The 11,922-nt window shown below is 69.0% G+C and carries 7 protein-coding genes; 4 read left to right on the top strand and 3 right to left on the bottom strand.

Features of this window, described 5'->3' with window-relative positions:
• Positions 1-1,448: tannase/feruloyl esterase family alpha/beta hydrolase (locus PMI01_RS04235; RefSeq protein WP_007663460.1), on the top strand; the 1,448-nt coding region annotated here is incomplete at its 5' end.
• Here PMI01_RS04235 and PMI01_RS04230 read toward each other — a convergent pair.
• On the bottom strand, positions 1,435-2,403 hold the full coding sequence (locus PMI01_RS04230) for a LysR family transcriptional regulator (RefSeq protein WP_007663458.1): 969 nt from the start codon (positions 2,401-2,403) through the stop codon (positions 1,435-1,437). The two genes, PMI01_RS04235 and PMI01_RS04230, sit on opposite strands and share 14 nt — an antisense overlap.
• Before the next feature lie 94 nt (positions 2,404-2,497).
• On the opposite strand from PMI01_RS04230, the gene PMI01_RS04225 reads away from it, so the two are divergent.
• The gene (locus PMI01_RS04225; protein ID WP_007663456.1) at positions 2,498-3,379 is read left to right on the top strand and encodes an NAD-dependent epimerase/dehydratase family protein; all 882 of its coding nucleotides are present in this window, start codon (positions 2,498-2,500) and stop codon (positions 3,377-3,379) included.
• Positions 3,380-3,621: 242 nt separating this feature from the next.
• Positions 3,622-4,860: an acetyl-CoA C-acetyltransferase gene (locus PMI01_RS04220; protein WP_007663453.1), complete on the top strand. Its 1,239-nt coding sequence runs from the start codon at positions 3,622-3,624 to the stop codon at positions 4,858-4,860.
• 146 nt (positions 4,861-5,006) lie between these two features.
• On the opposite strand, the gene PMI01_RS04215 is transcribed toward PMI01_RS04220, so the two are convergent.
• A complete protein-coding gene (locus PMI01_RS04215) occupies positions 5,007-6,548 on the bottom strand; it encodes a tryptophan halogenase family protein (RefSeq protein ID WP_007663452.1) in 1,542 nt (513 codons plus the stop codon).
• Positions 6,549-6,821: 273 nt separating this feature from the next.
• Positions 6,822-9,191: a TonB-dependent receptor gene (locus PMI01_RS04210; protein WP_007663450.1), complete on the bottom strand. Its 2,370-nt coding sequence runs from the start codon at positions 9,189-9,191 to the stop codon at positions 6,822-6,824.
• Positions 9,192-9,406: 215 nt separating this feature from the next.
• On the opposite strand from PMI01_RS04210, the gene PMI01_RS04205 reads away from it, so the two are divergent.
• Positions 9,407-11,659, top strand: coding sequence for a beta-glucosidase (locus PMI01_RS04205; RefSeq protein ID WP_007663448.1), 2,253 nt, complete (start codon positions 9,407-9,409; stop codon positions 11,657-11,659).
• Positions 11,660-11,922: the final 263 nt, after the last annotated feature.

Genomic DNA, 11,922 nt, shown 5'->3' with positions numbered 1-11,922 from the left:
CGGTCGGCGACCGCCAGCCGATCGAGACCTTCGGCATCCCGCCCCTGCCGGTCGCCCAGGCCTATTGCCGGGTCAACGCCACCCTGGCCCCGACCAGCGCCTCGTCGATCAAGGTCGAGGTCTGGCTGCCGGCCGAAGCCGCCTGGAACGGCAAGTTCATGGCCACCGGCAACGGCGGCTACGGCGGCTCGCTGGGCGGACCGCGCCTGTCGATGCGCCCGGCGCTCAAGGCCGGCTACGCGGTGGCCGGCACCGACATGGGCCACACCGAGGACGGGGCCGGCGGCGAGGCCAACTGGGCGCTGAACCAGCCCGAGAAGATCGTCGACTGGGCCCATCGCGCCAACCACGAGACCGCGCTGTTCGCCAAGGCGATGATCGCCGCCCATTACGGCAAGGGGCCGCGCCTGTCCTATTTCTCCGGCTGCTCCGATGGCGGCCGCGAGGCCCTGATGGAAGCCCAGCGCTATCCCAACGATTTCGACGGCATCGTCGCCGGGGCCCCGGCCAACGCCTGGACCCGCCTGATGACCAGCTTCGCCTGGTCATGGAAGGCCGTGCACGAAGCGCCCGAAAGTCGCATCCCCGACGCCAGCCTGGCCTTCGTCCAGAAGGCCGCCCTGGCCCAGTGCGACAAGCTGGACGGCGTCGCCGACGGCGTCGTCGAGGACCCTCGCCTGTGCAGGTTCGACCCCGCGGTTGTGCAGTGCAAGCCGGGCCAGACCGCCGAGTGCCTGACCCCGGCCCAGACCGCCGGCCTGCGCAAGCTCTACGACGGTCCGCGCGATCCGCGCACCGGCAAGTCGCTGTTCCCCGGCTATCCGGCCGGCGGCGAGGCGATCCCCAACGCCTGGCCGCTGTGGATCAGCGGCGAGAAGGCCCAGCACCCGTCCTTCGCTCGCTCGTTCTTCGCCAACTTCGTCTATTCGGATCCGAACTGGCAGCTGGCCAAGCTGAACTTCGCGGCCAATGGCGACTTCAAGACCGCCCACGACCGGCTGGGGGCGCTGGTCGCCTCGGACAATCCCGATCTGTCGGCCTTCAAGGCGCGCGGCGGCAAGCTGATCCTGTTCCACGGCTGGTCCGACGCGGCGATCACCCCCTACGCCACGATCCGCTACTATGACGCCGTCCGGAAGACGATGAGCGTCAAGGGCGCCGACAGCTTCTCGCGGCTGTACATGGTCCCGGGCCTGTCGCACTGCTTCGGCGGCCCCGGCCCCAACAGCTTCGACATGCTGGCGACGCTGGACGGCTGGGTCGACGGCGGCAAGGCGCCGGACGCGGTCATCGCCAGCAAGACCAACAACGACTATGCCGGCCTGCTCGACATGCCGGCCAAGACCCTGCGCACCCGCCCGCTGTGCGCCTATCCCAAGGTGGCGCGCTGGGACGGCAAGGGCTCGACCGACGAGGCGGCCAGCTTCAGCTGCGTCAAGCCGGGGTGACGCCCGCTTCGGCGCCAGGCCCGGCCAGGATTGGCCGGGCCTGGCGTCCGTCCTTCGCGCCGCCGAGGTTTTCGACCAGGTAATCCACGAACGCCCGCACCCGCGCGGGGACCTGGGCGCCGCCGAGGAACACCGCGTGGAAGGTTTCGCGCTCGCCGGGATTATAGGCTTCGAGCAGCGGGATCAGCCGGCCGGCCGCCAGGTCGTCGGCGACGACGAAGGCCCCGACCCGGGCGATCCCCAGGCCGTCGCGGGCCATCTGCACCACGGTGTCGCCGCTGTTGGCCTCGACATTGCCCGACACGGCGAGCTCGAAATCGCGGCCGTCGCGCCGGAACGGCCAGCCCAGGCGGGTGCGGCGCCAATTGAAGCCGATGCAGTTGTGGGCCGCCAGGTCCTCGGGGGCCTGCGGCGTCCCATGGCGGGCCAGGTAGGCCGGCGAGGCCACCACCACCCGGCCGCTGTCGCCCAGCTTGCGGGCCATCAGGCCGCTGTCGGCCAGGTCGCCCACCCGGATGGCGACGTCGGCCTGGCCGCCCGTAAGGTCGACCACGGCGTCGCCGAGGCTGAGATCCAGCAGGATGCCGGGATAGCGCTCCAGAAAGCCGGCCAGCAGCGGCACGACGAACAGCCGGCCGTAGGACAGCGAGGCGGTGACCCGCAGCCGGCCGCGTGGCGCGGCCTGGTCGGTGACCGCCCGCTCGGTCTCGGCCATGTCGTCAAGGATGCGCAGGGCGGCGCGGTGATAGGCCTCGCCCTCCGGCGTCAGGGTCAGGGCGCGGGTGGTGCGGATCAGCAGGCGGACACCGAGCCGCGCCTCCATCCGGGCGACGATCCGGCTGACGGCCGACGGCGTCAGCCCCAGTTCGCGCCCCGCCGCCGAGAAGCTGCCGTGCTCGACGACGCGAACCAGCACCTCCATCTCGCCGGCCCGGTCCGCCCACTCCCGCGCCATCTGTGCGCTCCGATCAACAATGCTTCGCTTCAACCCACTCTAGTACGGCCTTTCGGTCGCGCCATCTTTGTCTCCACGAACAAGGAGCATTCCCATGAAGATCTTCGTCACCGGCGCCAGCGGCTTCATCGGCGGCTCGGTCGCCGCCCGACTGGTCCAGGCTGGCCATGAGGTGCGCGGCCTGATCCGCGACGCCGCCAAGGCCGCCGACCTGCGCGCCCACGGCATCGAACCCGTCGTCGGCACGCTGGACGACCACGACCTCCTGACCCGCGAGGCCAAGGCCGCCGACGCGGTGGTCAACGCCGCCAGCAGCGACAACCGCGGCGCGGCCGACGCGCTGATCGCCGCCCTGGCCGGCAGCGGCAAGGCCCTGATCCACACCAGCGGCTCCAGCATCGTCGGCGACGAGGCCATGGGCGAGCCGTCGGAGCGGGTGTTCGGCGAGGACACCGAATTCACGCCCGAGCCCGACAAGGAAGCCCGCATCGCCCTGGACAACGCCGTCCTGGCGGCGCCGGGCGTGCGCGGGGTGGTGCTGTGCAACACCCTGATCTACGGCGACGCCCTGGGCCCCAAGGCCCAGAGCGTGCAGCTGCCGCGCCTGGTCGCCCAGGCCAGGGCCAGCGGCGTGGCGCCCTATATCGGCCGCGGCCTGAACCGCTGGTCCAACGTCCATATCGCCGACGTCGCCGACCTCTATCTGCTGGCCCTGGACAAGGCCCCGGCCGGAACCTTCGCCTTCGTCGAGAACGGCGAGGCCGCGTTCGGCGAGATGGCCCAGGCGATCGGCGAGGCCCTGGGCCTCGAGACCCGGTCGATGGACCGCGACGCCGCTGAAGCCCTGTGGGGCCGCGAGATGGCGGTGTTCGCTCTGGGCTCCAACAGCCGGGTGCGCGGCCAGCGGGCCCGCGACCTGGGCTGGACGCCCAAGCACGGCTCGGTGGTCGAGTGGATCAAGGCCGGGGTGCGGTAGCGCCACGTCCTTCTCCCCTTGCGGGAGAAGGTGGCGGCGTAGCCGACGGATGAGGGGTCTCTCAAACGACAAACGCCGCGACCGGCCTTTCGGCTTGTCGCGGCATTTTCGTTCTTCAACCCCTCACCCGGCCTCCTTCGGAGGCCACCCTCTCCCGCAAGGGGAGAGGGATTTTGCGCTGGACTGACCCAAGGGCGCCGGCTGCCAGATCGGTTCAAACAACCGTTCTGGAGGAGAACGCCATGCCCGAAGCCCTGATCATCGACGCCTGCCGCACGCCGCGCGGCATCGGCAAGGTCGGCAAGGGAGCCCTGGCCGACTTCCATCCCCAGCACCTGGCCGCCACGGTGCTGAAGGCCCTGGCCGAGCGCAACGGCCTCGCTACCGCCCAGGTCGACGACATCATCTGGGGCACCAGCACCCAGCGCGGCAAGCAGGGCGGCGACCTGGGCCGGATGGCGGCGCTGGACGCCGGCTATGACGTGCGGGCCAGCGGCATGACCCTGGACCGGTTCTGCGGTTCGGGCATCACCACGGTGAACCTGGCGGCGGCCTCGATCATGTCGGGCATGGAAGACCTGGTGATCGCCGGTGGGACCGAGATGATGTCCTACACCGCCGCCACCGCCGACCGCACGTCGGTGGGGCTGCTCGACTCCGGCAACCTGCGCCTGCGAGCCCGCCATCCCCAGACCCACCAGGGCGTCTGCGCCGACGCCATCGCCACCCTGGAAGGCATCGACCGCCGGGCGCTGGACGAGTTGGCGCTGCTCAGCCAGCAGCGCGCCGACCACGCCATCCGCCACGGCCACTTCGACCGCGCCCTGGTCCCGGTGCTGCGCGACGACGGCTCGGTGGCGCTGGACCGCGAGGAGTTCCCCCGTCCCGAGACAACGCTGGAGGGCCTGTCGGCGCTGAAGGCCTCGTTCGAGATGATGGCCGGCGTGCCGATCGACGAGGCGGGCACGACGTTGGGCGGGTTGATCAATCAGGTCTATCCGGACCTGAAGATCCAGCACAGGCACCATGCCGGCAATTCGTCGGGCGTGGTCGACGGCGCGGCCGCCGTGCTGCTGGCCTCACCCGCCTACGCCGCCGCCCATGGCCTCAAGCCCCGGGGCCGCGTGGTGGCCATGGCCAATATGGGCGACAGCCCGACCCTGATGCTCAACGCCCCCGTCCCGGCCGCCCGCAAGGTGCTGGCCAAGGCCGGGCTGACCGTCGACGACATCGACCTGTGGGAGATCAACGAGGCCTTCGCCGTGGTGGCCGAGAAGTTCATCCGCGACCTGGGGCTCGACCGCGACAAGGTCAATGTCAACGGCGGGGCCATGGCCCTGGGCCACCCGATCGGCGCGACGGGCTCGATCCTGATCGGCACGATCCTCGACGAACTGGAGCGCCGCGACCTGAAGCGCGGCCTGGTGACGATGTGCGCGGCGGGCGGCATGGCCCCGGCGATCATCGTGGAGCGGGTTTGAAGTTTTGATCCCTCTCCCCTTGCGGGAGAGGGTGGCCCGCAAAGCGGGTCGGGTGAGGGGTCGCACGGCGTTCAACGTTTGAGAGACCCCTCATCCGTCAGCTTCGCTGACACCTTCTCCCGCAAGGGGAGAAGGAAAGCGCGCAGTCACCGCCGGTAGTACGCCTCGACCAGTGTCCGGTGCGGCGGCAGATGCTTGAGCGCCTCGGTTGCCGCGCCGGCCACCTTGGCGAAGGCCTGCCGGGCCATCGCGCCGTCGGCGTAGCGGCCCTCGACCGGCGCGAAGTCGGTCGCCGCGTTCATGCCGTAGAGGATGTACTGGTAGCTGGCCGGCAGGAAGGTCTCCAGGTCGACCAGGAAGTCGAACCGCGACACCGGCCGGTGCTTCCACTGGGCCATCAGGTCGCGCAGCCCCTGCGGCCACGAGGCCGGATCGGCGTTGTCGCGCCAATAGGGTTCGTCGCGCTTGCTCAGGCAGTAGTGCAGCTTGAGGAACGACACGATCCGCTCGAAGCGGCCGGCCATCAGGCCGTTGAAGGTGCGGGCGGCGCTGTCCATCGCGGCGCGGTCGCGCAGCGGGAAGACCTCGGCGATCATCGTCGCCGCCACCTCGATCAGCATGATGCCGGTGGATTCCAGCGGCTCGAAGAAGCCCGCCGACAGGCCCACCGCCACGCAGTTGCCGATCCATTGGCGCTCGCGGTAGCCGGTCTGGAACTTCAGCAGCCGCACCGGCAGATGGTCGGCCTCGGGACCAACATAGGCGCGCAGCACCTGTTCGGCCCGCGCCTCGTCGGTGTGGCGGCTGGAAAATACGTAGCCGACGCCCCGGCGGCCATCCAGGCCGATGTCCCAGGTCCAGCCGGCCTCGTGGGCGGTGGCCAGGGTGTAGGGGGCGATCGGCGCATCCGGCGCCGGATAGGGGACCTGCACGGCCAGGGCGCGGTCATTGAACAGCACGTCGTCGCAGCGCCTGAACGGCGCGCCCAGCGCTTCGCCGATCAGCAGGGCGCGGAAGCCCGAGCAGTCGATGAACAGGTTGCCCTCGATGACGCCCAGTTCGCCGGCCGTGACCGAGGCGATGTCGCCGGTCTCGGCGTCCAGCTGCACCGTCTCGACCTTGGCAGCCAGGTGGATGACGCCCAGTTCCTTGGCCACGCCGCGCAGGAAGTCGGCGAAGCGCGCGGCGTCGAAATGGTAGGCGTAGTTCATCGGCCCCTGGAAATCGGCGTCCTCCAGCCGCTTGGGGGCCAGGCCGGCCTCGATGATCTTGCCCTGGGTGGTCACCGCGTCGGCGAAGGCCAGGGGCGCGCCGGCCTGGTGGTCCAGCAGCCAATAGGGCGACAGATCGCGGCCCTCGGGCCGGAGCGGCAGGTTGAAGGGGTGAAAGTATTCGGAAGACTTGCCGTCCGCCGAACGCCGTTCCCAATCCACGAAGCGGACGCCCTGCTTGAAGGTCGCCGAGCTCTCGCGCATGAACCGCGCCTCGCTGACCCCCAGGGTCGCCAGGGTGCTGCGGATGGTGGGGAAGGTGCCCTCGCCCACCCCGATGATGCCGATCTCCGGGGACTCGATCAGGGTGATCCGCGCGCCGCCCGGACGGTCGGCGCCCAGTTGCTTGGCCAGGTAGGCGGCCGTCAGCCAACCGGCCGTTCCGCCGCCGACGATGACGATGCGGTTGCCCGCCATGAGCACGGTTCCTTGGACTTCGCCTCCGCGCACAACAGAGGCTCCGATCGGCGAAAGGAAAGAAAAATCCTGGGTGACGGCCAGGGGGACCATCACCCAGGGAGCGCAGTCTGGGAGGAATGCTTACGCTCAAGGATGGCTGGCGCGACGCGCCGAGGGGCGACACGCCGCGCCTGAAGCGAAACCCGCCGGGAGAGGGATTTCGCCTCAAACTCAGAAACGGATCTCGCCGGCCCGGACGTTTCCATCCGGGCCGGCGAGGTTGGACGTCGCCTAGAACTTCGTCCGCAGACGGAAGCCCCAGGTGCGCGGCGGCTGATAGACCGCCGTCCAGACCGGCGTGTAGTTCGGGGCGCCCGCGGCCCCGGCCCCGGTCTTGATGTCCTTGTCCTCGAGGTTCTGGACGAAGACCTCGGCCGACCACGGCCCGTCCGACGGCTGGTAGGTCAGGGTCACGTCGGTGCGGGTGTAGCTGCCCTGCTGGTCGGGGGCGCCCTGGTTGAAGTAGGACAGCCAGCTCTTGGTCTCGAAGTGGGTGGCGATCCGCGGGATCACCTTCGCGCCGCTCGTCAGCTCGAAGGTGTGGTCGTAGGCCACCGTGCCCGAGAAGTGCGGGGCGTGCGGCAGCTCGTTGCCCTTCAGCTGGATGGCGGCGGTGACGTCGCCGTTGATGCGCTGGTCGGGAGCCAGCAGGTCCAGCATCTTGGTGTCGAGCGCCGTGGCCGAAATCTGCAGGCGGTCGTTGGGCGTCAGGTACGCCGTCAGTTCGGCCTCGAGGCCGTAGGCGCGGGCGCCCTTGGCGTTCTTGGTCACGACCTGCGAGCGGTTGGTGGTGCCGTCCGGGTTGAAGATCGTCTCGACCTGGTTGATCTGGTAGCCCTTGAAGTCCTCGTAATAGGCCGCGAGGTTCAGGGTGGCCCGGCCGTCGAGGAAGCGAATCTTCGAACCGACCTCGTAGTTGGTCAGGGTTTCCGGATTGGCCAGGCGGCCACCGTCCAGGATGTTGCCCGACTTGAAGCCGGTGCCGACGCTGGCATAGACCAGGACGTCGTCATTGACGTCCGCGTCGGCGCGCAGCAGCCAGGTCAGCTTGTCCCAGCTGCCCTTCACGTCGTTGCTGCTGATCGCGTAGCCCGGGCCGAGCAGGGCGAACAGTTGCTGGGCGGTGGCGCCGCGGTCCTGGCCGAAGATGCCGGCGCTGCAGTGGGCGGCGGTGTCGACCAGCAGGCACGCGGAATAGCCGTTGAACATCACGTTCCGGCCGCCCTGGTCCTGCTTGCTGTCCTCGGTGTAGCGCAGGCCGCCGGTCAGGCGGATGCGGTCGTTGACGTGCCAGACGGCCTGGCCGAACGCGGCCTTGGATTCCACGGTCCGCTTGGCCTGGATGAAGCTGCCGGCCCAGGTCATCGGACCGTCGCGATAGCCGTCACGCTGGTCGATGTCGAAGCGGATCGAGTTGTCTTCGTGGCTGTAATAGCCGCCGACGATCCAGTCGACGACCTTGTCGCCCGTCGACTTCAGCTGGACTTCCTGGCTCCAGGCGTCGTTGCGCGACCACACCGTGTGGTTCTCGCCGAAGCCGCCCTGGGTGAGCACGCCCCTCTGGGTCACGCCCAGGATGCCGCCGTCGGCGTCGCTGTTGGCGCTGCCGCCCACGCGCTGCCAGCCCGTGATGTAGGTCAGGGCCACGTCGTCGTTGATGGCGTAGTCCATGGTGCTGCGCACGCCGTACGAGAAGCGGTCGCTCTCGGGGGCGGTGTCGATCAGGGCCGACCACTTCTTCTGGCCGGCGCGCGGGGTCTGGGCCAGGGCGATGACCGGCGCGCCGGTGTCCTGGTAGCCCTCGACATTGACGTTCCAGGTGAACTTGTCGTTCGGCTTCCACAGCGCGCTGAGCCGGGCCGAGCGCTGGTCCTGGGCGTAGTACTTCTTGCCCTGGGTGACGAAGGCCGACGGGCTGACGCCGGCGATCTGCGGCGGGCGCTGGAAGTCGACATAGCCGTCGTGGCGCTCGGTGATCGCCGCGATGCGGATCGCGAAGGTGTCCGACAGCGGCATGTTGACCGAGGCGCGCGCCCCGAAGCGGTTGTACGAGCCGGCCACGATTTCGGCGCTGCCGTAGGAGTCGCCCAGCGTCGGCTTGGCGGTGCGCAGGCTGACCGCGCCGACCGTGGCGTTACGGCCAAACAGCGTGCCCTGCGGACCCCGCGCCACTTCGACGGCGTCCATGTCGTACATCAGCACGGCGGCGCCTTGGGCGCGCGGCGAGTAGATGCCGTCGACATAGATGGCGACTTCCGGGTCGGCCACTTCGGTGAAGGCGGTGTCGTTGCCGATGCCGCGCATGGTGATCAGGATCGCGCCTTGGTCGCCCTGCTGGTTGATTGCCATGCTGGGCACGAACTTGGCCAGGTCGGTGACGTCCTTGACGTGCTGCCGGTCAAGGGAGCCCTGGCTGAAGGCGCTGATGGCGATCGGGGTGTCTTGCAGGTTGGTCTCGCGCTTGGTGGCGGTGACCGTGATCTCTTCGATCAGGCTGCTGTCGGCCGGAGCCGGAGCCGCGGTCTGGGCCTGGACGGCGGTGGCGGCGATCAGGGCCGCCACGACCGACGAACCGGCCAATAGGTTTCTGCGGAACTTCATTCGTCATCCCTCCCTGCGCGCGATCCTTTTTTGGTCGCGACTTGCGTGCTGTGAATAGCTACAGTACGACAACGTTGTCAATCATGCTTGTATTTGGCACTTAGTTGAGACACGCACCGCGTGCCGGCGTGAATAGCTTGAACTAAGCAACCATAAACAAGAGTTATTTGAGAATACAGCCCACCAAGGGCAAGATGTACAAGGGAGGAATAAAAATGAAGCGACAGCAGATGCACGGCCTGGCCATGGCCTTGATGCTGACCACGGCGCTGCCTGCCGCCGCCGCTCACGCCCAGGCCGCGACCGCGACCTCGGCGAAACCTTGGATGAACCCCAAGCTGAACGCCGATCAACGCGCCGACCTGATCGTTGCCCAAATGACGCAGGACGAGAAATTGACCCTGGTGTTCGGCTATTTCGGCTCGAACCAGGAAAAACCGAAGTTCACGCCGTCGCCCGAGGCCCGCATGGGTTCGGCCGGCTACATCCCCGGAATCCCCCGCCTGGGCGTGCCGCCGCAGTGGGAAACCGACGCCGGCGTCGGCGTCGCCACCCAGCGCGAGTCGAGCGATCCGTACCTGGAACGCACCTCCCTGCCCTCGGGCATCGCCACCGCCGCCACCTGGAACCCCGAACTGGCCTACAAGGGCGGCGCGATGATCGGCTCGGAGGCCCGCGATTCGGGCTTCAACGTCATGCTGGCCGGCGGCGTGAACCTGGCCCGCGAGCCGCGCAACGGCCGCAACTTCGAATATGGCGGCGAGGATCCGCTGCTGGCCGGACGGATGGTCGGGGCCCAGATCCGCGGCATCCAGTCCAACAACACCATCTCGACCATCAAGCACTGGGCCCTGAACGGCCAGGAGACCGGCCGCATGACGGTCAGTTCCAACATCGGCGACGCCGCCGCCCGCCAGTCCGACTTCCTGGCCTTCGAGTTCGCCATCGAGAACGCCAGCCCCGGTTCGGTGATGTGCGCCTACAACCGCATCAATTCGACCTATGCCTGCGAGAACGACTATCTGCTCAATGAGGTCCTGAAGAAGGACTGGGCCTATACGGGCTATGTGATGTCCGACTGGGGCGGCACGCACTCGACGGCCAAGGCCGCCAATGCGGGGCTGGACCAGGAGTCGGCCTATACCTTCGACAAGCAGCCCTATTTCGGCGCGCCGCTGAAGGCCGCCCTGGCCGACGGTTCGGTGTCGCAGGCGCGGCTCGACGACATGGCCCGCCGCATCACCCGCTCGATGTTCGCCCACGGCCTGTTCGACCACCCGGTCAGCAAGAAGCCGATCGATTTTACCGCCCACGCCAAGGTCACCCAGGCCGACGCCGAGGAGGCCATCGTCCTGCTGAAGAACGACGGCGGCGTGTTGCCCCTCACCAGGACCGCCAGGACTATCGCCGTCATCGGCTCGCACGCCGACGTCGGCGTGCTGTCGGGCGGTGGCTCCTCGCAGGTGTTCCCGATCGGCGGCATGGCGGTGAAGGGCCTGGGGCCCAAGGGCTTCCCCGGCCCGATCGTCTATCACCCCAACTCGCCGCTGAAGGCCCTCCAGGCCCGCAACCCGGGCGCCCGGATCACCTATAGCGACGGGAGCGATCCGGCCGCCGCCGCCAAGCTGGCCGCCGACAGCGACGTCGTCATCGTCTTCGCCCACCAGTGGGCGGCCGAATCCCAGGACTATTCCTTGACCCTGGCCGACAACCAGGACGCCCTGATCGACGCGGTCGGCGCGGCCAACCCCAGGACCGTGGTGGTGCTGCAGACCGGCGGCCCGGTGCTGATGCCGTGGCTGTCCAAGGTCGGGGCCGTGGTCGAGGCCTGGTTTTCCGGCACCAACGGCGGCGAGGCGATCGCCCGCGTGCTGACCGGCGAGGTCAATCCCTCGGGCCGTCTGCCGATCACCTTCCCGGCCAGCGCCGACCAGCTGCCGCGCCGGACGATCGACTGCGACCCGGCCAAGCCGGATGACTTCTGCGACGTCGATTACGACATCGAGGGCGCGGCCGTCGGCTACAAGTGGTTCGACCAGAAGGGCCACGCCCCGCTGTTCGCCTTCGGCCACGGCCTGTCCTACTCGACCTTCGGCTACAGCGACCTGAAGACCTCGGTGGCCGGCGGCGCCCTGACCGTCAGCTTCAAGGTCACCAACACCGGCAAGGTCGCCGGCAAGGACGTGCCCCAGGTCTATGTCGGCCCCAAGGCCAATGCTGGCTGGGAAGCCCCGCGCCGCCTGGCCGGCTTCAAGAAGGTCGACCTGGCCCCGGGCGCGAGCACCACGGTCAGCCTCACGGTCGACCCGCGCCTGCTGGCCACCTTCGACTCCAAGGCCAAGACCTGGAACATCGCCGGCGGGGCCTACGAGGTGTCGCTGGGGGCCTCGTCGCGGGACCTGGGCGCGAAGGCCGAGGTGACGGTGGCGGCGGCCAAGCTGCCGGTGTCGTACGACGCGCCGAAGTAGGGATCTACGACTGGGGACATGCACATGTGCATGTCCCCAACCCCGCTAAAATCGCTGTCATCCCGGACAAGGCCCGCAGGGCCGCCGATCCGGGATGACAACCGTTTTGGCGCTATTTCGGCGCCGGCCCCGTCGACGCCCGGACCATCAGCTCGAACGGCAACAGCTGGCTCCCCGCCGTCAGTTTCTCGCCCGAGGCGCTGGCGGTGATCAGCATGTCGGCGGCCTTTTCGGCCATCTGCGCCACCGGCTGGGGCACCGCC

The sequence above is a fragment of the Caulobacter sp. AP07 genome, from assembly GCF_000281955.1.
Lineage (GTDB): Bacteria > Pseudomonadota > Alphaproteobacteria > Caulobacterales > Caulobacteraceae > Caulobacter.
The sequence above is the reverse complement of the archived record's forward strand: the minus strand, read 5'-3'. Positions and strand labels throughout refer to the sequence as shown.

What these genes read in the sequence shown, in the direction of transcription:
- PMI01_RS04220 (WP_007663453.1), top strand. Translation starts at nt 3,622, where the DNA reads ATGCCCGAAGCCCTGATCATCGACGCCTGCCGCACGCCGCGCGGCATC.
- PMI01_RS04230 (WP_007663458.1), bottom strand. Translation starts at nt 2,403, where the DNA reads ATGGCGCGGGAGTGGGCGGACCGGGCCGGCGAGATGGAGGTGCTGGTT.
- PMI01_RS04215 (WP_007663452.1), bottom strand. Translation starts at nt 6,548, where the DNA reads ATGGCGGGCAACCGCATCGTCATCGTCGGCGGCGGAACGGCCGGTTGG.
- PMI01_RS04225 (WP_007663456.1), top strand. Translation starts at nt 2,498, where the DNA reads ATGAAGATCTTCGTCACCGGCGCCAGCGGCTTCATCGGCGGCTCGGTC.
- PMI01_RS04205 (WP_007663448.1), top strand. Translation starts at nt 9,407, where the DNA reads ATGAAGCGACAGCAGATGCACGGCCTGGCCATGGCCTTGATGCTGACC.
- PMI01_RS04210 (WP_007663450.1), bottom strand. Translation starts at nt 9,191, where the DNA reads ATGAAGTTCCGCAGAAACCTATTGGCCGGTTCGTCGGTCGTGGCGGCC.